The following is a 20,341-nucleotide window of genomic DNA, read 5'->3' on the forward strand; positions in this document are numbered from 1 at the left end:
CGGCGGGGGGCCCCCCCCCCCCCCCCCCGCGCCCGGTCGGCATACTTGCCCGGATGACAATCGCACCTTTTCACCCGGTCCACCATGTCGACGTCGGCGGGCTGCGCCTCGCGTACCGCGAGGCGGGCGACCCAGCGGCGCCCCCGCTGCTCCTGCTGCACGCGCTCGGCGAGAGCTCGCTCTCCTGGGACCCCCTGCTGGACGACCTCGCGGCCCTCGGCTATCACGTCCTCGCGCCCGACGCGCGGGGCCACGGCGACAGCGACCGGCCGGGCACCTACGGCTACGAGCTGCTGGCCGCCGACGCCGTCGCGTTCTGCGACGCGCTGGCACCGGCGCCGGCAGCGGTCACCGTCGTCGGGCACTCGATGGGCGCCGCGACCGCGACCCTGGTGACCACGATCCTGACCGACGGCGCCCCCGGGCGCGTGAAGCGCCTCGTCCTGGAGGACGCCACCCCGGCCCGCCCGGGCCGGCCCGCGTTCGAACCGTTCGAGGAGCCGGACCACCCCGTGCCGTTCGACTGGCCGCTGGTCAACGCCCTGCGCGCCGAGCGCAGCGAGCCCGACCCCGCGTGGTGGGCCGCCGGGCTGCGGATCGACGTACCCGTCCTGGTCGTTGCGGGCGGCCCCGCGAGCAACGTCGACCAGACGGACCTCGTGGACTTCGCGGCGGGTGTCGCCGACGGGCGGCTCGTCGAGATCCGCGTGGGCCACATGGTGCACGACGAGGCGCCGGCCGAGTTCCTCGCCGCCGTGAGCGAGTTCCTGCGCCGGCCCTGAACCTGTCGGCCCCGAGCCCGCCGGGCTCGCCTGCTGATCAAGGTGCCCCGGGCGCTCGGACCGTCGCGGTGCGGCCCGGGCGCCCGGCCCCGTCCAGGCTCAGCCGCACCCGCGGCTGCAGCATGGTCACGACGCCGGCCACCACGAAGGCGATGTGCACCACGCGGATCGCCGGCAGCACCGGGGACACGTCGCCCCCGAGCGTGTGGTACCAGCTCGAGCCGGCGGCGAGGTCGGCGGCCATGGGGACCACCATCGAGGCCAGGCCGAGCACGCCGAGGCCGGCCAGGAGCGCCCACCAGGCCCAGCGGCGTCCTTCCCTCTTGTGCGGTGGGTTGTCCCGACCCTCTCGCGTCACGCTGCTTCGCCACGCCGCCTCGTCGTCGGGTGCGACACTTCCTGCCATGCGTGACGACGAGTGGTCCCGGCAGCGAGCGGAAGCGGTCCGGCTGCAGGCCGAGCGCCTGCAGGCGCGGCAGGACGCCGAGCACACCCGCGCCGAGGCCCTGCTGCGCGAGTTCGTGGCGGCGGCCCGGGACGCCGGGCTCCCGGCCGAGCCCCTGCGGGTGCAGGGGTACGGCGGCCGTGGCACCGCCCGCACGCCGTTGCGGGGCTGGTACCTGCGCGTGGACCGCACGTCCGGGATCAGTGCCGACGGCGGGTTCTACGTGCTCACCGCGCCGATCGGCGTCCTCGACCGGGTACGCGGTGTGCGACCGGAGCCCCGCCGTCCCCCGCTGCTGCTCGGCGCGGGAGGCAAGGACGGCGACTCCATCTCGCTGGCCGACGCCCTGGAACGGCTCCTGCCGGGCTGGCAGGCCCCCTCGGCCGGCTGATCCGGTCGGGGTCTGCTCCGCCGGGCCGGCGTCCGCCGTCCGGCCGTCAGCCCGCGGAGCGGCCCAGGTCCTCCCAGCGTCGCCAGCCCGCCAGCCGCTCCTCGGTCAGGGGCAGGACGGCGTCCGCCGCCAGGTCGCCCACCAGGATCCGCAGCGGCGGCTCGTCCGCGTCGACCACGGCGAGGACCACGCGGGCGACGTCCGCCGGGGACGACGAGCCGGGCGGATGCCACGCGGACGCCCGGAGCGCGTCGTACGCGGGCAGCGGCTCGGCCCGCACCGCGGACTCGCCACGCCAGGCGGTGTCCACCGGCCCGGGCTCGACGAGCGTGACCCGGATCCCGAACCCGCCCACCTCCTGGGCGAGCGCCTCGGACAGCCCCTCCAGCGCCCACTTCGACGCGCTGTAGCCCCCGAGCCCCGGCCAGGCCGCGACGCCGCTGGAGCTGGACACCTGCACCACGTGCCCGGACCCCTGGGCGCGCAGCACCGGGAGCGCTGCCTGGGTCACGTGCAGCACGCCGAAGAGGTTGACCTCGAGCTGTTCGCGAAGCTGTTCGGGCGTGATCTCCTCGACGTACCCGAACAGGCCGTGGCCCGCGTTGTTCACGACGACGTCGATGCGGCCGAGCCGTTCGGCGGCCGCCCGCACCGCGGCCGTCACCTGGGCCGGGTCGGTCACGTCCAGCCGCAGCGGCACGACGGCGTCCCCGTGTTCCGCCACCAGGTCGTCCAGCGCCGCGACGTCGCGCGCGGTCGCGGCCACCCGGTCCCCGCGCCCCAGAGCCGCCGTGACGATGGCGCGGCCGAGTCCGCGGCTCGCACCCGTCACGAACCAGGCCCGGCTCACCGAACGTCCGGAGAGCCCGGGGGGTGCCGCGTCCATACGCGCACTTTCAGCCGTCATGGGCGACATCGTGCCAGGTGGGCGCCGTGTCGGCACTCGCCTTTGGTATTAGGCTCTCGTCATGCCAGCGGACGACGACGCCACCCGGCCCCTGACCCGGCGCGAACGGCTCCGGCGGCAGACCGTCGACGAGATCGTCGAGGCGGCACTGGGCCTCGTCGACGACGGCGGTGCGCACGGTCTGTCGCTCGCGTCGGTCGGCAAGGCGGTGGGCATGACGCCGCCCGCGCTCTACCACTACTTCGCATCCCGCGAGGCGCTGCTCGACGCACTGGTCCTGGCCGGGTACGCCGACCTGGGCACCGCCGTCGAGACCGCGGTACGCCAGGCGCAGGACCGGTCCCCCGCGGACCGGCTCGCCGCCATCACGGGCGCCTGGCGCCGCTGGGCCCTGGGCCATCCGCGCCGGTACTCGATGCTCTTCACCGGCAGCCGGCGCCAGGCGGTGGACCCCCTGGAGAGCGTCGGCGCGATCAGCCAGAGCATGCTCGCCCTGGTCACGACCATCCAGGAGGTCGCAGCCGGCACGGGGACGGGCGGGGCCGCCTCCCCCGGTGCGGCCACGCCGGCCGTCACCGCCGATGCGGGCGCCGACGCGGCCGTCGACGCGGGCGCCGACGCCGGCAGCGCAGCCGGGGAATCGGCGCTCGACCAGGACCTGGCCCGCTGGGGCAGGTCGCTCGGCTTTCCGGCGGAGGCGACCCCGGCGCTCCGGCTGGCCCTGTCCACCTGGTACCGCGTGCACGGGTTGGTGTCCCTGGAGATCGTCGGCGCGTTCGGCACCATGGGGCTCGACGGCGAGCGCCTGCTGGCCGCCGAGCTGGAGGGCTTGGTCCGCGAGGCCGCACGCGCCTGACCTCGATCGAGCGCCGGCCGGCCAGCGCCCCGCGGCATGGTGAGCCTGGTGCTGGGCGCCGGGATGCCGGGCGCCGATCAACCCCGGCGGGAAGGCGGACCCTGCCACAAGAGCGTCCCGGTAGGTAGGTCGACCCGGTGGGAAGGTCGACCCGGTGGGAAGGTGCCAGGTTTCCTGATCTGCGTTCGCCGCAGCCCTGCCAAGTTCAGCCAGGCTGAACAATTCAGCCCAGCCCGCAGACTCGGGTCCCAGCCGAACGCGGTTCAGCCCAGCCGGCACCTACCAATCGGGTAGACCTTGCCGGCCGAGGCCGCGCGTCGGACCGTCGCGTCGCCAGGCACCCCGTCGTCAGTCCACGGCATCGTCAGTCCACGGCGTCGTCAGTCCACGGCGTCGTCGCACCCTCACACCGCCAGGTCGCCAACCGCCGCAGCGCCGAACGTCCAACGTGACAGTCCGGGGCCGAGCGTCCATGGCCGACCGATACACGTCAGTCGCGGTCAAGCAGCGCTTCCGCCACGGCGACCGAGGCGGCCGCCAGGGCGGTGGCACCGTCCTCGATGTCCCACAGCGAGTTCTGCAGCAGCCGACCCAGCGTCCAGCCCGTCGCCCGGCCCCGGTCGAGCCCGAGCACCTCGGTGAGCAGGTCGAAGCGTCGCCGAACCACGCGTCGGGGGTCGCCGCTCGCGACGACGACGTCGGCCCAACGGCTGTCGAGGGCCGGCCACAGGTCGAAGCCGGGATCCCCGGCGAGCGGCTCCGGGTCGATCGCGAGCCACGGTTCGCGCTCGCCCGCGAGCACGTTGCCGTAGTGCAGGTCCCAGTGCAGCATCCGGTCGCCGGGCTCGTCGACCAGCTCGGACACGACCGCGGCCCAGCCCAGCAGCACCTGTTGGTCCACCGGGTCGGCGAGGGTCGTCACGGCTCGGGGAACCTGTTCGAGCATCGCGGCGGCGATGTCACCAAGGCTTCTCAGCGTGGGCGGCGCCGGGACGGCGACCAACCGCGCGTGGAGCTCGGCGAGGGCCTGGATCGCGGCGTCGTCGTCCTCGAGCGAGGCGAGGGTGCGCGCGCCGTCGAGCCGCTCCAGGAGCATGGTGGCACTGCCGGGGTCGTGGTCGAGCAGCCGCACGACGCCGTCTCCGTCCCAGGTCCGGAGCCCGATGAGCGCTGCCTCGGTCTCGGCGCGGCGCAGCTGCAGCTTGAGGACCGCACGCGAGCCGTCCCGTCCCAGCACCGGCAGCACCAGCGAGGCCTCTCCGGCAGCCGCCGCACCGTCCCGGACGAGCTCCCACCGGTCGAGCAGGTCGGCGACCAGGGCCGGCACCCCGGCGAGCCAGGCGCGTCCCTCGTCGCCGAAGCTTCTGGCATACGAGGTGGCCAGGACCTGCGGGATCTCGACCGGCTGCGGTGTGCTCACGGTGCGAGCGTAGTCAGGGCGGCGGTCCGGCGTACGCCAACCTCGGGGCACGTGCCGGCCGGGTGCACGTCGCCACGTGCTCACGGCACGAGAACGACCTTGCCGCCCGCGTGGCCGCCGTCCACCAGGGCCTGTGCTCGCGCCGCCTCGGCGTAGGGCAGCACCTTCGCGACCGGCACGGAGAGCTCGCCGCGGGCGACCGACCCCATGACCTCCGCGAGAGTCTCCGCCGAGTGCTCCGACCGCTCCGAGAACTCGACGCCCAGCGCGTGGGCCGCCGGGTCGGCGAGGGTCAGCACCCGGTCGGTGCCGCCCCGCAGCTCGATGCTGTCGGGCAGGACGCCGCTGCCCGCCGTGTCGAGCACCGCGTCGACGGCGGGTGCGAGCGCGCGGACGCGGTCGACGAGCCCGGGACCGTACGTGGTGGGGGTGGCGCCGTACGCCGCGACGCGGTCCTGGTTGGCCGGCGACGCCGTGCCGATCACGCGCACGCCCGCCGCGACCGCGAGCTGCGTCGCCAGCCCGCCGACGCCGCCGCTCGCACCGTGCACCAGCAGCGTCTCACCCGGCACGAGGTCGAGGATCCGCAGCGCACGCCGGGAGGTCTCGGCGACAACGGGGACCGCTGCCGCCTGGGCGGCGTCCAGCCCGTCGGGCACCGGCGCCCAGACGCGCAGGACCGCGAGCTCCGCGGTGCCCCGACCGGCCGGACCGGCGACCCGGTCCCCGACGGCGACCCCGGCGACGTCGGCCCCCACCTGGTCGACGATGCCCGCCACCTCGACGCCGGGGACCGCCGGGAGCCGTGTCCGGAACGCCGCCTCCATGGCGCCCGACCGCACCTTCCCGTCGAACGTGTTGACGCCGACGGCCTCGACCCGGACACGGACCTGGCCTGGACCGGCCTCCGGTGCCGGCACCTCCCCCAGGTGCAGGACCTCGGGGCCGCCGAACTCGTCAAAGACCACTGCGCGCACCACGTTCTCCTTCGTCTTCGGCCGGCTTCCGCACCGGGCGGCACCGGGCACCGACCTCGCTGTTCCGGACAGGCAACCCCGGCGACGGACTCCACTATTCCACCGGAGGACGCCCCTGCGACCGCCTCCGCACCGAGTCCTACGATGGAGCGCATGGCACCTGCCCCGGACAGTGAGCCGAGCGCTCAGCCGAGCGCCGGGTCGAACGCTGAGCCGAACGCTGCAGCCGCCAGCCCGCTCAGCCTCGCGATCTTCTCGCTCGCGCGGGCGCACCGGGCGCTCGCCGCGGACCTGCTGCGCCCCCTCGGTCTCCGTCCGGGCCAGGAGCTGCTGCTCATGTTCCTCTGGGAGCACGGACCCCAACGACAGACGGACCTCGCCGAGCACGTCGCGACGGACTCCGCGTCGATGACGCGGACCGTCCAGCGGCTGGAGCGGGCGGGGTTCGTGCGCCGTCGTCCCGGACCCGACGACCGGCGCGTCACCCTCGTGGAGCCGACCCCCGCGAGCCTGGCCCTGAGGCCGCGCGTCGCCGAGATCTGGGCCCGGCTGGAACGGGCGACGGCGGGCGACCTCGACCCGGAGCGCCGCGAGGAGGCGGCGTCGCTCCTGCGGGCGCTGGAGCAGAACGTGGGCAGCACCGCCGTGACGGTCAGGTCGCCGTCGTCCCGGGAGCGGGCCGCGCGGCCCACGCCTCGGACACGGGCGCCATCAGCTCCGGGTCGGAGGCCGGCTCGGGCGGTGTCGAACCCTCCGCCGCAGGCCCGGGGACGGTGAGCGTCGCGATCGCGGTGGTGATCGGGATGGCGAGCACCAGCCCGATCGACCCGACGAGCGTGCGCACGACCTCCTCGGCGATCTCGCCCGAGGTCAGCGCGGTGGTCGGCGACTGGTCGACGAGCCAGACCATCATCAGCAGCGGCAGCGCGGCCCCGACGTAGGCGAACGCGATGGTATAGACGGTCGACGCGATGTGGTCACGGCCGATCCGCATGGCGCTGGTGAACAGCTCGGAACGCGACGCCGCGGGCGCGACGGCCCGCAGCTCCCACACCGCGGACGCCTGGGTGATCGTCACGTCGTTCAGCACGCCCATCCCGGCCAGGACGATGCCGCACAGCGCGATCCCGCGCAGGTCGGCGCCCGGTGCGCTGGACGGCAGGAACGCCGACATCTCGTCGTTCGTCCCGGTGATCTGCGCGGCTCCCGACGCCCAGGCGGCGAGGCCGGCCGTCAGCGCGAGGCCGACGAGCGTGCCGAGCAGCGCCGTCGAGGTGCGGGCCGACAGGCCGTGCGCCAGGTACAGCGTCACGAACATCACCAGCGACGACGTCACCAGCGCCACGCCGATGGCGGACTCCCCCGCCAGCAGCGCCGGCATGGTGAAGCCCAGGAGCACCGCGAAGGCGAGGCCCAGCCCTGCCATGGCGGCCAGCCCGCGCCAGCGCGCGACCAGCAGCACGACAAGGGCATAGACGATCGCGAGCAGCGCGATCGGCAGCTCGCGCTGGAAGTCCAGGAACACCAGCGGGTCGACGCCGGGCTGCGCGACCCGGGAGATGTCGACGGCGGTGATCCGGTCGCCCTCGGCGAGCGGGACCGACGGGCCGGGCGACTGCATCCGGGACGACCCGCCGCCGGGGAGCTCGACCGGGATGCTCCCCGTCGTGGGGTCGGCGGGCCCGGTGACGGTGACCTCCACGATCGAGGTGCCCTCGGCCCTGGCGGGCACGCGGTCGGGCACGTCCCCGGGGTTCGGCCACAGCAGCCACAGCCCGGCCAGGGTCACCAGTAGGGCGGAGACAAGGGTCACGACCAGCAGGAACGTCGTGCGTGGCGCGGCTGGGCCGGCCGCACCGTGCGAGTGAGCGTGCGCCATGCGCACATCCTGACCCAAGGCCGCGCCGTGGGCGCGGTGAGCGGGACGGACCGGGGTCAGGCGGTCGGCAGCCGGAGCGCGTCGACGAGCGCGGCCGCCGCGCCGTCCTCGTCCACCGTGCCCGTGATCCGGCCCGCGACGGCGCGGACCGTCGCCGGCGCATGCCCCATGGCGATCGACACGGCCGCCCACCGAAGCATTTCGAGATCGTTTTCGCCGTCGCCGAGGGCGACCGTACGGGACGGCGCGACCCCCAGCTCGACGCGGATGCGCTCGAGCGCCGTCGCCTTGGTGACTTCGGGAGCGGTGACGTCCACCCAGTCCACGCGGGCGGCGACCGCGGTGACGCCCGACTCTCGCAGCGCCGGCGCGAGCCGCAGCGCCCACTGCCCGTACACCACGACCCGCGGCGTCGGGCGCGCCCAGATCTCCTCCAGCGTGCCGAGCACCTCCTGGTGCCCGTTGAGCAGACGGTCGGGGAACCGCCTGGTCACACGGTACCCGGTGCCGACCACCTCGGCGGCGAGCCGCAGGTCGGGCCGGGTCCTGGCGACGAGCCGGCACACGGGACCGGCGTCCAGGGGGGTCGTCTCGACGACGGAGTACCCGTCCGGCCGCAGCCGCGCGGTCACCGCGCCGTTCGCCGCGACCACCCAGCCGTCGCTGATCCCGAGCTGACGGGCCGCCTGCACGGCACCCGACAGCGACCGGCCGGTGGCGACCACGAGATGGTGGCCGGCGGCGCGGACCGCGGCTATCGCATCGAGCACCGCGCCGGTCGGCCGCCGCCCGGCACGCACGAGCGTGCCCTCGACGTCGCAGGCGACGAGAGCCGGTGTGGACGTGGGCACGTCCGAGAGTGCTGCGGCCCTTGAGGTGGTCGCGGTCACGATATTCCCCTGGTGATAGGTGGTGGGAACATCATGGCCCATACTGGGACATTTTGGGAACTCGCATCTCACGGGTCGGAGACCCGATCACGCAGGTCAGCCCGCCTGTCGACGCTCGGTCACCGCTCCCGGACGGCGATCCCCGGATACTTCAGGACCAGGCCGGACGCATCGTAGGTGAGCACGCACTCGAAGTCGAAGGTCGACGACACGTAGTCGAACCTGATCGCCGCCGGGGTCCTGCTCCGGAGCCGGTACTCCTGCTCGAGCCGCTCGACCCCCAGGTCGCCCGCCCGGACGAACACCGCAGGCACCTCGTTAGGCTCCCCCGGCGCGGGATCCAGCCGGTGGACCGGCAGCGTGTTCGTCACCGCCGACGACTCGAGGTCCACGTCGACGCAGCCGTCGAGATCGCGACGCGGAACACCGTCGACGAGCCACCGGGAGTCGTCACCCCGCCCCGTCCGGTCGAGCGTGGTCCGGACGGTTCCGACCGCCGACACCGCCCGCACCTCGGCCCGGCGGGTGCACCACTGCGGGTCGACCTCTATCCGGTATCCGACGGACCACGCCTGCGGCCCCTCGACGGCGGTGGTGTGCCCGCGGAGCACGTACCCGTCCGCCGCCGGCTCCGCGAAGAGCACCTCGAAGCCTGCCCGGACCCCGCTGTGGGTCCAGGCGGACACGTCGGGCAACGGATCCAGCCGCACGGTCCGAACTCTAGCGATCCTGTCCGCGCGCGGGCACCATCCGGCGCAGCACGGGCTCGGCGGCCGCCGCGACGTCCGGCCCGGAGATCGCGCCGGAGAGCCACAGGCTCGCGAAGCCGTGCGCGACGGACCAGGCGGCACGGGAGGTGTCGGCGTCGGGTGCCAGGCTCGCGAGCGCCGCCGCGGACGCCTGCTCGGCCGCGCGCAGGCCGGCGTCGTCGGCGTGCAGGAGGCTGCGGTCGAACATGACGGCGAAGTGCCCGGGGTGGTCGACGGCGAACCGCACGTAGGCGATGCCTGCCGCGAGCAGGTCGTCGCCGGCCTCCGCGAGGGCGTTCGCGAGCAGGGTGTACCCCTCGGTGGCGACCGCGGTGAGCACGCCGGCCTTGTCGCCGAAGTGGTGGGCAGGGGCCGCGTGGGACACGCCGGCGATCCTGGCCAGCTCGCGCAGGCTGAGCCCGGCCGGCCCGCGTTCGGCGACGGCTGTCGCGGCCGCCGCGGTCATCGCCCGCCGCAGGTCTCCGTGGTGGTAGCTCATACCGCTCCCGATCCTCGACTCATCTTTCCATTGACAAGATATCAGTGCGAGTGGTGGAGTGACGCTCGAACTTGTCGCCGTCAAGATTGGACCGTCATGCCCGTCCCGCTTCCCGTCCTCCTGCTCGGCGTCACGGCCGTGGCGCGCCTGCTCGGGCTCGTCGCGGTACCTGCCCTCGACTCCTGGCACGACGCCGCCCGCGTCGGCGCAGCGGCCGTCTATCTCCTGGCGGCGTCCGGCAGGCTGATCCCCCGGGTCCGCCAGGACCTCGAACGCATGGTGCCGCCCGGCCTCCCCCGCCCCGACCTGCTCGTCGCCGGCACCGGGGTCCTCGAGCTGGCCGGAGCGGCGGGCCTGCTCGTGCCAGCGACGGCGCCTGCTGCGGCGATCTGCCTCGGGCTCCTCACGCTCGCCATGACCCCGGCCAACATCTCCGCGGCCCGCCGGGGCCTCCTGCTCGGCGGCAAGCCCGCCACCCCGGTCGGGCGGCGCCTGGCCGAGCAGGCCCTCTACCTGGCGGCGCTCGCCGCCGTCGTCTGGCTGCCTCTCTGACGGTCACCTCGGGCGCTTCAGCCGGTGCGTTGCTGGCGGGTCCAGCCCGACCAGCCGCGCTCCTCCAGGAGCTGTTCCAGACGGCGGCCGGCGGGGAAGGCGTCGAGGGCGAGCGAGTCGAAGAGGTCGACGAGCCCCGCCTCCATCTCGCCCGCCGAGCCGTCGGTCCAGGCCGCGTGCTCGTCGAGCATCGCGGCCACCTGGTCGGCCAGGGCGGGCAGCCGTCGGTCGCCGGGTGCCCAGTCGACCGCCGCGCTGAGCCGCCGCAGGGTCTCGACGAACTGCTCGTCGTCGAGCAGCCTGCCCTTCAGCTCCATCGCCCCGGCGACCTGCTCCGGCGACAGCACCGCCAGCGTGAGGATCCAGCTGTCGCGCTCTATCTCGACCACGCGTTCGGGGAGGCCGAGCTCGCGCCACCGGTCCAGGTACGCCGCACCCTCGGGCGGCAGCGCCAGGCTGTCGCCCGCGGCGAGCCTGGCGATCCGTTCCCTGTGCCGTTCCCGCTCGTCGATCTCCGCGCGGAGCCGCGCGTCGATCTCGGCGACGGCGGCCGCGAACTCCTCGGCGTCGGCCCGCAGCAGCTCCCGGACCCTCGCGAGCGGCACACCGGCTTCCGCCAGCACCCTGATCCGGATGAGGTCCACCACGGCCTGGGCGTCGTACCGCCGGTAACCCGAGCGGTCGCGCCCGGGCTCCGGCAGCAGGCCCTTGGCGTGGTAGTGCCGGACGGCGCGCGTGGTCACCCCCGCGTACGACGCGAGCTGGCTGATCGTCAGCATGCGGCCAGTCTCCTCCTGCTGCCTGCGGTCGTCATGTACGCAGGGTGCAAGGTTGCCGCAGGGGCAGGGTCAAGCCCCGTTCCCGTCGTGGGACTCAGTCGGCGTAGTCCCCGCCCGGCACGTCGAAGACCTCCTCGAGGGTCGTGACGCCGGTGGCCCGCATGTGCGCCGCCAGCTCCCGGCCGACCCAGCGCAGGTGCCAGGGTTCGGGGGCGTAGCCGGTGACCGAGCTGTTCTGGCGCGTGTACCGCACGAGCATGCCGAACTCGGCGGCGTGCTCGGCGACCCAGCGGCCCTCCACGGTCTCGCCGAAGCAGGCCTCGAAGTCGCACTCCGGCCGGGTGGTGCCGCCGACGTCCACCCCGAGACCCGTCTGGTGCTCGCTGTACCCCGGACGGGCCGAGACGGCGTCCGCCTGCTCGGCGCCGAGCTGCGCCACCCACCCCTCGTAGACCGCCACCTGCTTGGGATAGCCCCGGTAGGCGCTGCGCAGGGTGAGGCGCACACCGTCGGCGTCGGCGGCGTCGAGCAGCGCGGCGACGTCCCGGGCGGCATCCGTCCGGACGAGGTAGCCGCGCACGACGGTGAGGTCGGGCTCGTAGTCGATCGGGTCGAGCGGCCTGCGCTTGTTGACGACCACCCAGGGGCTCGCGGGATCGCTGGTCGAGTGCTCCGTCAGGTCGAGGCCGGTCGCGGGTGGCGGGGCCGGGTCGTCGACGGGGCCCTCAGCGGGGGCCGGTACCGGGCTCGGCTCCGTCCGCGGCGCCTGGTCTCGTTCCGGCCTCGCCGACTCGTCCGCCGGCTCGTCCGCGCGGTCCTGCTCCGCCGGGCCGGACCCGGTGGCCTGCGACCCGGCCCCGCTCGTGCCGCCTCCCTCGCCGCCGAGGTTCGGGGCTGCGCAGCCGGCGAGGAGCAGGCTCGCCGCGAGGACGACGGACGCGGCGCCCGCCGGGCGGAACCGGGTGCGGGTGCGGCTGAAGGAGACGGTCACATCAGCGTTGGTGTGCACGGTCCGGACCACGATGACAGCGGCGGACTGTGACGTGGACAACATCCGTGCGGTGTCATGAGGACGCTCCTGCCGGACACACTGAGTCAGAAGTACTGAGTCGGAAGCACGTCTCTTCTCTCTTCGTCTCCGGAGTCCACCCTGGCCACGAACACCGAGCCACAGCGCCTCGAACCGGGCAGGCATGCGCCTGCCCACCTCACGCCTGCCCGCCTCACGCCCGCGGTGACGGAGTCGCTGTTCGTGGCGCACGCGAGCGCCGTGTACCGGTACGCGCGCTCGCGGCTGCCTGCCGCGGAGGCGGAGGACGCGGTGGCCGAGGTCTTCGCCGTCGCGTGGCGCAAGGGCGAGGTGCCGGACAACCCGCGCGCCTGGCTCCTCGGGGTGGCCCGCCGGGTGATGGCGAACCAGGTCCGCGCCCGGCAGCGGCGCGACGCGCTGGTCGAGCGGGTGCGCACGCACCCGCTCCCGGCCGGCCAGGACGGCGTGCGGCTCGTCGGCGAGCTGGACGAACTGCGCCGGGCACTGGCCCTGCTGCGCCCCGCGGACCGCGAGGTGATCGCCCTGCTCGCGGCCGCGGAGCTGTCCACGCCCGAGGTCGCCCAGGTCCTCGGCTGCACGACGGCGACGGCGGCCACCCGGGTGCACCGGGCACGGCGCCGGCTGCGTGCGGCCTACGAACAGCTCACCGAGGAAGGTTCCTGACGTGGAAGACGAAGAGCTGACCCGCGCCCGGCGGGCCCTGCGCGGGGTCGACGCGGAGCTCGACCTGGCGCGCGTGTACGCCGAGTCGCGGGCACGCGCGCACGGCATCCCCGAGCGCCTGGACGGCGCCGAGCACCCGCAGGACGACTGGGTGCCGGACGAGCGTGTAGTGGTCCTCCTGCACGACCTCGACACGAGGCCCCGGCGCGGCCGGTCCCGCGCGCACCGTGGGCGGGCGCTGGTGTGGGGCGTCACGGCGGCGGCAGCGGCCGCCGTCGTGGTGACCGTGGTGAACCTGCCGGCGCCCGGCGCGCAGCCCGGCTCGTCGCCCGGCTCGTCGCCCGGCACCAGCCTCTCGCCGACGGACCACCCCGAGCCGCGACCGTCGCCAACCCTCGCGCTGACTCCGTCCGAGGTGGTCGACCGCGCCGCGCCCGCGGTGGCCGGCGCGGACTGCGCGGTCAAGACCCGCTCCACCCTCGGCGCGGCGTCGGCGACTCGTTTCGACAGCGCCGCCGCGACGGACACGCGGGCACCGAAGCCGATCCCGCTGAGCACGCAACCGCTGGAGGTGCTGCAGCTCGCGACCGTGGGCGCGGCCCTGGACCTGTCCGGCCTCGAGGGCAGGTACCACCGCCTGGACGACGAGTTCCTGCTGGAGGAGGCGGACGGCAGGACCATGGTCCGGATCCGGTTCACGCCGCCGGGCAAGCAGGTCCTCGGCGGCGAGCTGAGGCGGATCGACGTGGTCGTCGACACGACCACGTGGCTCCCGTACACCGCGGAGACCTGGGCGGAGTCACACGACGGCAAGGACTACCGGGTGCACAGCCAGTTCAGCTGGACGTCGTGCGCGGGCCCCAGCAGCAGCCCGAGCCCCGCGGCCACCGACGACGACCTGGCACCGACCCGGCCGGGCAGCAGCTCCCGCTAGGCTTCCCGGCCGGGCTCTCCCGCCAGGCTTCCCCGCTAGCTTCCCCGCTAGGCTTCCGGGGTGCTCCGCCCCGCGACACCTGACGACCTCGACGACCTGGCCGCCTTCCTGCGCTCGGCCGACCTGACGGTCGCCGCCCTCGCAGAACCGGCCGTGCACCTGTGGCTGGACCGGGACGACGCCGGCGAGGTGCGCACGACCACCGGCTTCGAGCTCGGGTCCAGCGGCGAGCACGCGCTGGTGCGCAGCGTCGCCGTCCGGCCGGACCTGCGGGGCACCGGGGACGGGCTGCGCCTGGCGCGTTTCGCCCTGGACCGGGCCGCCGACGCCGGGGCGCGTCAGGCCTGGCTGTTCTCCCGCCGCTCCGGCGGCTTCTGGCAGAAGCTCGGCTTCACGGCGACGACCACCGACGACCTCGCCGCCGCGCTGCCCGACGCCCACCAGGTGCGCCTGTTCCGCTCGACCGGCCAGCTGGACCGCGAGGTGGCGTGGCACCGGCCGCTGCCCCTGCGTGCCGAGTCCGGCGCGGGGCCCGCCTCCGCACACCGCACGGTCGGATAGAGTCGGCACATGAGGTCTCCAGAAGCATCCAGGTTCGGGCTGCCGGTACTCCGGTAGCCCGAGATGCCCCTGTAGAGACCGCCGAGCCACCGCTCGGCCGCTCACCCGCGCATCCGAAGGGCCCGTAGTGCCGTCCAGGCCTACCCGTTCCCCCTTCCTTCGGAGGCATCCATGCCTGTCCTGCTCTACGTGCTCGCCGTCGCGGTCTTCGCGCAAGGCACGTCGGAATTCGTCCTCGCCGGGCTCGTACCCGGCATCTCCGCCGACCTCGGCATCACCATCGCCCAGGCCGGCTACCTGACCTCCGGCTTCGCGGTCGGGATGGTCGTCGGCGCACCGCTGACGGCGGCGCTCGGCCGCCGCCTGCCGCCCCGGTGGACCCTGACCGGCTGCCTGCTGGTCTTCGTCGCGGCCCACGCGGCGGGCGCGCTCACCGACCAGCTCGCCGTGCTGCTGGTCAGCCGGTTCGTGGCCGCCCTGGCCAACGCCGGGTTCCTCGCCGTCGCGCTCTCGACCGTGACCGCGGTCGTCCCGGCCGCCAAGCAGGCCAGGGCGCTCGCCACGATCCTCGGCGGCACGACGCTCGCCCTGATCGCCGGGGTCCCGGCCGGCGCCGTCCTCGGTGAGATCTGGGGCTGGCGGTCGGCCCTGTGGGCCATCGCCGGGATCTCGGCGCTCGCGCTGGCCGCCGTCGCCGTGCTGACGCCAGGGCGGCCCGGTCCGCACGTACCGCACGCCCGGGTGGACCTCCGGGCCGAGCTCGGCACGCTTCGCTCCGGCGACCTGCTGCGCTACCTCGCGCTCGGGGTCCTGGTGAACGGCGCGACGTTCTGCGCGTTCACCTATCTGGCGCCGCTCGTCACGGACGGCGCCGGGCTCGGCTCGTCGCTGGTACCGGTGGTGCTCGCGCTGTTCGGGCTGGGGGCCTTCGCCGGCGTCTCGGCGGCCGGGCGCCTGGCCGGCCCGCACGGCCACCTGGTGCTCGGGATCGGCGTCCCGGTCCTCGTCGCGGGCTGGATCCTGTGGGCCGTCCTGGCGGGCAGCCCGTCGGCGGTGTGGGTGCTCGCGCCGGTGCTCGGCGCGCTCTCGTTCGCCGTCGGCGGCACGCTGATCGCCCGCGGCATGGCGGCCGCCCACGGCGCCCCGACCATGGGCGGGGCGTACTCGACGGTCGCGCTCAACCTGGGCGCCCTGGTGGGACCGGTGCTCGGGGGCCTGGCGATCGGGCCGCTGGGCCTCGTGGGCCCGCTCATGGTCAGCGCGACGCTGGCGGGCGCCGCCGCCGTCGTGCTCTGGTTCGCGACGAGCCGACGTCGGGTCACCGCTCCCCCGAGCTGACCTGGCACTCCCCGGCCGACCGGGTAGCCGTGCTTGGCACACTTTTATGACCATGCACCTGCTGCCGGACGACGTCCGATCCTGGCAGCAGGTGCATGGTCGTTCGGCGGACGGCGACGCCGTTGCCGTCAGAGGCTCCCCCACTCGGTGGCAGCCTGGGCCAGCCGCGCGTGAGCGGCGGCGAGGGCCGGGCCGGGCGGCGTGCCCCGCCGCACCGCCAGGTAGATCGTGTTCAGCGGCGGCGCCACCGGATGGTGGAGCTGCACGACCTGGCCGCTCTCCAGCGCCTGCGCGACGAGGTACCGCGGCAGCACCGAGACGCCGGCCCCGGCGGTCACCGCCGCCAGCACCGCGCGCAGGTCCGGGACCACGAGGGACGTCGTGTTGGGCGGCCTGCGGCCGAACTCGCTGCGCCAGTAGCGGCGCACGATCGGGAGCTCCTCCGCGTAGGCGACCAGCGGCAGGTGCGACAGCGCGACGACCGGGTCGGCGGCGAGCCGCACGGGGTCGACCGTGTGGGCCAGCGACGCCGGGCCCACGAGCAGGAACTCCTCGTCGACCAGCGGCGTCGCCACGACGGCGTCCTGCCGGGGGCGTACCGACGCCACGACCAGGTCGAGGTGGCCGGCGGCCAGCGCGGCCAGCAGCTCGTCCCCGAGGCCGAGCGCGACCCGGACCTGCAGGCCCTGGGCGACCAGGGGCGCGAGGGCGGGCAGCGCCCGAACGGTCATCATCTCGGCCGCGCCGCCGATCCGGACGAGCCCCCGGACCGCCGGGGTCGCGTCCCCAGGGCCCAGCGCGGCCCGGAGCTCGTCCACGTGCAGTCCGACCTGGGCGGCCAGCGCAACGGCCCGCTCGGTGGGCTCGGCGCCCTTGCGCGACCGCACGAACAGCCGCGCCCCGAGCTGTTCCTCGAGCCGCGCGAGCTGCCCCGTGACGGCGGGCTGGCTCACGCCCAGGCGCTCCGCCGCGGCGGACAGTGAGCCGGTGCGGTAGACCTCCAGGAACGTCGCGAGGAGGTCGAGTCCCGGCACCCGCGTCACCATCCGTCCCCCGAAGTTGCGGCCCAGCCTTGCCTGGTGCTCAGGCTAACCGTGCCGGCCCGACGGCGGGTGTCAGCGTCCGGCGAGCGCCTCGAGCACCGCCTCGGCTGTCGCGGTGCTGGACCGGGGGTTCTGCCCGGTGATGAGGTTGCCGTCCTGGACCACTGTGCTGCTCCAGGGCGCGCCGGTCCTGACGACGGCGCCCCGTTCGCGCAGCTCGGTCTCCACGAGGAACGGCGCGCCGTCCCCGAGGCCGCCCTGGCGCTCCTCCTCGTCCGTGAAGGAGGTGAGCTCGCGTCCCGCATAGGCGAAGGCGCCGTCCGGGGTCTCGGCGCTCAGCAGCGCGGCGGCGCCGTGGCAGAGCGCGGCCACCGTCGTCCGCCGCGTGTTCGCGGCGACCAGCAGCCGGCCGAGGTCGGCGTCGGACACGAGGTCGGCCATGGGGGCATGGCCACCGGGGATGTAGATGGCGTCGTAGTCGTCGACGCGGACGTCGGCCAGCGCGAGCGGGTGGGCGAGCTGGTCCGCGATGGAGTCCAGGTAGGCGCGGAACTCCGCGGCGTCGGCGGCGGCCACGCCACCTCGTTCGTCCAGGCTGATCTCGTCGACGGTTGGCCGCACGCCGCCGGGCGTCGCGAGGTCGACCGTGGCACCGGCGGCGGTCAGCGTGCGGTGCGACGCGGCGACCTCCTCGGCCCAGTAGCCGGTGGGGTGCGCGGTCCCGTCGGCCAGGCGCAGGCTGTTCGCGGCGGACAGGACCATCAGGATCTTCGGCATCGTGGTTGCGACCTTCTCTGTGCGGGGATGCTGTGTGGGGAGAACGCCAGCATCCATCACCGAATGCCGAGCCGGCCGGGCACTGCCATAACTCTGCTTATGGCACCGACTTGACCATGCACCTGCTGCCAGATCGGGGCCTCGCCTGGCAGCAACCGCATGGTCGTCGGGCGACCCGCAGATCGACCGCGCCGCTTGGCCCACTTTTCGGCCGCTCACCAGCCACGACGCGATCGTCTTGAGGGGTGGACGCTTTTCCGCTCACATCGCGGTCATGCTTACGATCCAGGTCAATCATCCAGAGCGGTCGAGAGTCCTGGCTCAACGACACCGCAGCAACCTGCCTCCGGAGCGCCAATTCCGGGCAAGGTGCTAACGCCAGGTCCGATGGAGCTGATACGCATGGCAGTCGAGTTCACGCACCTTCCCCCCGCCACGATCCTGGGCTACCCGCGCATCGGCCGACGGCGCGAGCTCAAGCGCGCTGTCGAGTCGTTCTGGGCCGGGCGCACCACGGCCGACGAGCTGGAGGCCACAGCCCGTGACCTGCGGCTGACCACGGCCCGGCATCTCGCCGGGCTGGGCCTGGACGGCACGGCCGCCGTCCCCGGCTCGTTCTCGTTCTACGACCAGGTGCTCGACGTCGTCGCCCTGCTGGGCGCGGTGCCCGAGCGGTTCCGGGACCTGGTCCCGGCAGGCTCGACCGACGAGAGCGCCGGCGCTCTCTCCCTGGAGGGCTACTTCACGCTGGCCCGCGGCGAGGGCGACAAGCCGCCGCTCGAGATGACCAAGTGGTTCGACACGAACTACCACTACCTCGTCCCGGAGATCGGGCCGGACACCCCGATCGGGTTCGTGGACGACCGCGTCGTGCGCCAGTTCACGGAGCTCGCCCGGCCCGCCGACGACGGCCAGGCAGTCGTGACCCGCCCCGTCCTGGTGGGCCCGGTGACGTTCCTGCTGCTCAGCAAGGCAGCCGACAAGGCACCCGAGGGCTTCCGCCCGCTGGACCGGCTCGACGACGTCGTCGCCGCCTACGCCGACGTGCTGCGCGCCCTGGCCGCCGCGGGCGCGCCCTGGGTACAGCTCGACGAGCCCGCCCTGGTCACGGACCTGCTGGACGTCCCGTTCTCCGAGGTGGCCGACGCCGTGCGCCGGGCCTACACGCGGCTCGCCACCGACCTCTCCCCCACCGCCTCCGACGCGGCCGGCGCGGACGGCCCGGCCGAGCGTCCCGCGATCCTGGTCACGGCGCCGTACGGCGACCTGCGCAGCGAGGCCGGCGACGGGCTCGCGCTGCTGGCGGGCACGGACGTCGAGGCGATCGCCGTCGACCTCGTCAAGGGCGCCGTCCCGACCGGCCCCGTCCCGGGCCTGGCGACCAAGACCCTGGTGGCCGGCGTCATCGACGGGCACAACATCTGGCGCGCCGACCTCGACGCCCGCCTGACCACGCTCGAAGGCCTGACCGCGCCGGGCACGGGGCTCGGGGCCGGGGCGGTCGCCGTCGGCACCTCGACCTCTCTGCTGCACGTGCCGCACGACGTCGCCGACGAGCCGCGCCTCGACGCGGGCCTGAAGTCATGGCTCGCGTTCGCCGACCAGAAGGTCGCCGAGGTCGTCACGCTGGCGGCCGGCCTGACCGCCGGCCGGCCGGCGGTCGCCGACGCGCTCGCCGAGTCGACGGCGGCCGTACGGTCCCGCGCCCAGGCGCCCGGCGTCGTCGTACCGGAGGTGCGGGAGCGGACCGCTGCGCTGACCGCCGCCGACGTCGAACGCGCGCCGTACGCCGAGCGGGCCGCGGCCCAGCAGGCGAGGCTCGACCTGCCGCCGCTGCCGACCACCACCATCGGCTCGTTCCCGCAGACGGCGGAGATCCGCAGGACCCGGGCGGCCTGGGTGCGCGGTGAGCTGTCCGACGCCGAGTACACGGCCGCCATGCGCGCCGAGATCGCGAGCACCGTCGCCCTCCAGGAGGAGCTGGGCCTGGACGTGCTGGTGCACGGCGAGCCCGAGCGCAACGACATGGTGCAGTACTTCGCGGAGCAGCTCGACGGCTTCGTGACGACGGTGCACGGCTGGGTGCAGTCGTACGGGTCGCGCTGCGTGCGCCCGCCGATCCTGTGGGGCGACGTGTCCCGGCCCGCGCCGCTGACCGTGGAGTGGACCGCGTACGCGGCGTCGCTCACCGACAAGCCGGTCAAGGGCATGCTCACGGGCCCGGTCACCATCCTGGCGTGGTCGTTCGTCCGCGACGACCTGCCGCTGGGCGACACGGCCGACCAGGTCGCCCTGGCCCTCCGCGACGAGGTGACGGACCTGGAGGAGGCGGGCATCGGCGTCGTGCAGGTGGACGAGCCCGCACTGCGCGAGCTGCTGCCGCTGCGCAAGGCCGACCACCCCGGCTACCTCGACTGGTCGGTGCGCTCGTTCCGGCTCTCGACCGCCGGGGCCGGCACCGCGACCCAGGTGCACACGCACCTGTGCTACTCGGAGTTCGGCCAGGTCATCGGCGCGATCGACGGTCTGGACGCCGACGTGACGTCGGTCGAGGCGGCGCGGTCCCGCATGGAGATCGTGCCCGAGCTGGCCGACGCGGGCTACGGGCGCGGCATCGGGCCGGGCGTCTACGACATCCACAGCCCGCGCGTGCCGTCGGTCGAGGAGGTGACCGAGCTCGTGCGGCTCGCCGCCAAGTCGATCGACCCGCGCCTGGTCTGGGTCAACCCGGACTGCGGCCTCAAGACGCGCGCCTACGCGGAGACCAAGGAGTCGCTCCGCAACCTGGTGCGCGCAACTGAAGAGGTCCGAGCCACCCTCTGACCCCTCGTTGAGTGCTGGATATTCG

21 protein-coding genes, 1 pseudogene and 1 riboswitch are annotated in these 20,341 nt (G+C 74.6%); of the genes and pseudogenes, 10 read left to right on the plus strand and 12 right to left on the minus strand.

Annotated elements, in window-relative coordinates:
* The first annotated feature begins 53 nt into the window (after positions 1-53).
* Positions 54-782, plus strand: coding sequence for an alpha/beta fold hydrolase (locus ACFWE2_RS12035; protein ID WP_377224464.1), 729 nt, complete (start codon positions 54-56; stop codon positions 780-782).
* Between the two features lie 37 nt (positions 783-819).
* Here the strand turns inward: ACFWE2_RS12035 and ACFWE2_RS12040 are convergent, their stop codons facing one another.
* A complete protein-coding gene (locus ACFWE2_RS12040) occupies positions 820-1,140 on the minus strand; it encodes a hypothetical protein (protein WP_377224465.1) in 321 nt (106 codons plus the stop codon).
* A 46-nt stretch (positions 1,141-1,186) separates the two neighbouring features.
* Here ACFWE2_RS12040 and ACFWE2_RS12045 point away from each other — a divergent pair, with 46 nt between their 5' ends.
* On the plus strand, positions 1,187-1,618 hold the full coding sequence (locus ACFWE2_RS12045) for a hypothetical protein (protein WP_377224466.1): 432 nt from the start codon (positions 1,187-1,189) through the stop codon (positions 1,616-1,618).
* 46 nt (positions 1,619-1,664) lie between these two features.
* Here ACFWE2_RS12045 and ACFWE2_RS12050 read toward each other — a convergent pair whose 3' ends face one another.
* Positions 1,665-2,504 (minus strand): SDR family NAD(P)-dependent oxidoreductase, encoded by an 840-nt coding sequence (locus ACFWE2_RS12050; protein WP_377224467.1) that lies wholly within the window; start codon positions 2,502-2,504, stop codon positions 1,665-1,667.
* Between the two features lie 82 nt (positions 2,505-2,586).
* Here ACFWE2_RS12050 and ACFWE2_RS12055 point away from each other — a divergent pair, with 82 nt between their 5' ends.
* On the plus strand, positions 2,587-3,381 hold the full coding sequence (locus ACFWE2_RS12055; RefSeq protein ID WP_377224468.1) for a TetR/AcrR family transcriptional regulator: 795 nt from the start codon (positions 2,587-2,589) through the stop codon (positions 3,379-3,381).
* 490 nt (positions 3,382-3,871) lie between these two features.
* Here ACFWE2_RS12055 and ACFWE2_RS12060 read toward each other — a convergent pair whose 3' ends face one another.
* Both ACFWE2_RS12060 and ACFWE2_RS12065 read right to left on the minus strand, forming a co-directional pair.
* Complete coding sequence (locus tag ACFWE2_RS12060) at positions 3,872-4,801, minus strand: aminoglycoside phosphotransferase family protein (protein WP_377224469.1); 930 nt, start codon at positions 4,799-4,801, stop codon at positions 3,872-3,874.
* 80 nt (positions 4,802-4,881) lie between these two features.
* On the minus strand, positions 4,882-5,778 hold the full coding sequence (locus ACFWE2_RS12065; protein ID WP_377224470.1) for an NADP-dependent oxidoreductase: 897 nt from the start codon (positions 5,776-5,778) through the stop codon (positions 4,882-4,884).
* A 153-nt stretch (positions 5,779-5,931) separates the two neighbouring features.
* On the opposite strand from ACFWE2_RS12065, the pseudogene ACFWE2_RS12070 reads away from it, so the two are divergent.
* Positions 5,932-6,249: pseudogene (locus tag ACFWE2_RS12070) on the plus strand (MarR family winged helix-turn-helix transcriptional regulator); the annotation flags it as partial.
* Positions 6,250-6,430: 181 nt separating this feature from the next.
* Here the strand turns inward: ACFWE2_RS12070 and ACFWE2_RS12075 are convergent.
* The 4 genes from ACFWE2_RS12075 to ACFWE2_RS12090 all read right to left on the minus strand — a co-directional run bounded on the left by ACFWE2_RS12075 (position 6,431) and on the right by ACFWE2_RS12090 (position 9,795).
* A complete protein-coding gene (locus ACFWE2_RS12075) occupies positions 6,431-7,657 on the minus strand; it encodes a YibE/F family protein (RefSeq protein ID WP_377224471.1) in 1,227 nt (408 codons plus the stop codon).
* A gap of 56 nt (positions 7,658-7,713) precedes the next feature.
* Positions 7,714-8,547, minus strand: coding sequence for an HAD family hydrolase (locus ACFWE2_RS12080; RefSeq protein WP_377224472.1), 834 nt, complete (start codon positions 8,545-8,547; stop codon positions 7,714-7,716).
* 119 nt (positions 8,548-8,666) lie between these two features.
* On the minus strand, positions 8,667-9,257 hold the full coding sequence (locus ACFWE2_RS12085; RefSeq protein ID WP_377224473.1) for a putative glycolipid-binding domain-containing protein: 591 nt from the start codon (positions 9,255-9,257) through the stop codon (positions 8,667-8,669).
* Positions 9,258-9,267: 10 nt separating this feature from the next.
* On the minus strand, positions 9,268-9,795 hold the full coding sequence (locus ACFWE2_RS12090; RefSeq protein WP_377224474.1) for a TetR/AcrR family transcriptional regulator: 528 nt from the start codon (positions 9,793-9,795) through the stop codon (positions 9,268-9,270).
* A 96-nt stretch (positions 9,796-9,891) separates the two neighbouring features.
* Here ACFWE2_RS12090 and ACFWE2_RS12095 point away from each other — a divergent pair, with 96 nt between their 5' ends.
* The gene (locus ACFWE2_RS12095; RefSeq protein ID WP_377224475.1) at positions 9,892-10,347 is read left to right on the plus strand and encodes a DoxX family protein; all 456 of its coding nucleotides are present in this window, start codon (positions 9,892-9,894) and stop codon (positions 10,345-10,347) included.
* Between the two features lie 17 nt (positions 10,348-10,364).
* Here ACFWE2_RS12095 and ACFWE2_RS12100 read toward each other — a convergent pair whose 3' ends face one another.
* Positions 10,365-11,126, minus strand: a complete 762-nt coding sequence (locus ACFWE2_RS12100; RefSeq protein ID WP_377224476.1) for a MerR family transcriptional regulator — start codon at positions 11,124-11,126, stop codon at positions 10,365-10,367.
* A 94-nt stretch (positions 11,127-11,220) separates the two neighbouring features.
* Positions 11,221-12,180 (minus strand): M15 family metallopeptidase, encoded by a 960-nt coding sequence (locus ACFWE2_RS12105; RefSeq protein ID WP_377224477.1) that lies wholly within the window; start codon positions 12,178-12,180, stop codon positions 11,221-11,223.
* 180 nt (positions 12,181-12,360) lie between these two features.
* On the opposite strand from ACFWE2_RS12105, the gene ACFWE2_RS12110 reads away from it, so the two are divergent.
* The 4 genes from ACFWE2_RS12110 (at position 12,361) to ACFWE2_RS12125 (ending at position 15,673) form a co-directional block, all read left to right on the plus strand.
* Positions 12,361-12,840, plus strand: coding sequence for an RNA polymerase sigma factor (locus tag ACFWE2_RS12110; RefSeq protein ID WP_377224478.1), 480 nt, complete (start codon positions 12,361-12,363; stop codon positions 12,838-12,840).
* Position 12,841: 1 nt separating this feature from the next.
* Positions 12,842-13,774 (plus strand): hypothetical protein, encoded by a 933-nt coding sequence (locus ACFWE2_RS12115; RefSeq protein ID WP_377224479.1) that lies wholly within the window; start codon positions 12,842-12,844, stop codon positions 13,772-13,774.
* Between the two features lie 60 nt (positions 13,775-13,834).
* Complete coding sequence (locus tag ACFWE2_RS12120) at positions 13,835-14,335, plus strand: GNAT family N-acetyltransferase (protein ID WP_377224480.1); 501 nt, start codon at positions 13,835-13,837, stop codon at positions 14,333-14,335.
* Between the two features lie 171 nt (positions 14,336-14,506).
* Positions 14,507-15,673, plus strand: coding sequence for a Cmx/CmrA family chloramphenicol efflux MFS transporter (locus tag ACFWE2_RS12125; protein WP_377224481.1), 1,167 nt, complete (start codon positions 14,507-14,509; stop codon positions 15,671-15,673).
* A gap of 128 nt (positions 15,674-15,801) precedes the next feature.
* Here ACFWE2_RS12125 and ACFWE2_RS12130 read toward each other — a convergent pair whose 3' ends face one another.
* Together ACFWE2_RS12130 and ACFWE2_RS12135 are read right to left on the minus strand one after the other, a co-directional pair.
* The gene (locus ACFWE2_RS12130; RefSeq protein ID WP_377224482.1) at positions 15,802-16,707 is read right to left on the minus strand and encodes a LysR family transcriptional regulator; all 906 of its coding nucleotides are present in this window, start codon (positions 16,705-16,707) and stop codon (positions 15,802-15,804) included.
* Positions 16,708-16,788: 81 nt separating this feature from the next.
* Positions 16,789-17,493, minus strand: a complete 705-nt coding sequence (locus ACFWE2_RS12135; protein ID WP_377224483.1) for a type 1 glutamine amidotransferase domain-containing protein — start codon at positions 17,491-17,493, stop codon at positions 16,789-16,791.
* A gap of 291 nt (positions 17,494-17,784) precedes the next feature.
* Positions 17,785-17,887: riboswitch (SAM riboswitch) on the plus strand.
* 8 nt (positions 17,888-17,895) lie between these two features.
* Here ACFWE2_RS12135 and metE point away from each other — a divergent pair.
* Entirely contained in the window at positions 17,896-20,316 is a 2,421-nt protein-coding gene (gene metE, locus ACFWE2_RS12140) for a 5-methyltetrahydropteroyltriglutamate--homocysteine S-methyltransferase (protein WP_377224484.1), read from the plus strand.
* Positions 20,317-20,341: the final 25 nt, after the last annotated feature.

Origin of the sequence: Promicromonospora sp. NPDC060271, from assembly GCF_042726755.1 — a bacterium.
Lineage (GTDB): Bacteria > Actinomycetota > Actinomycetes > Actinomycetales > Cellulomonadaceae > Promicromonospora.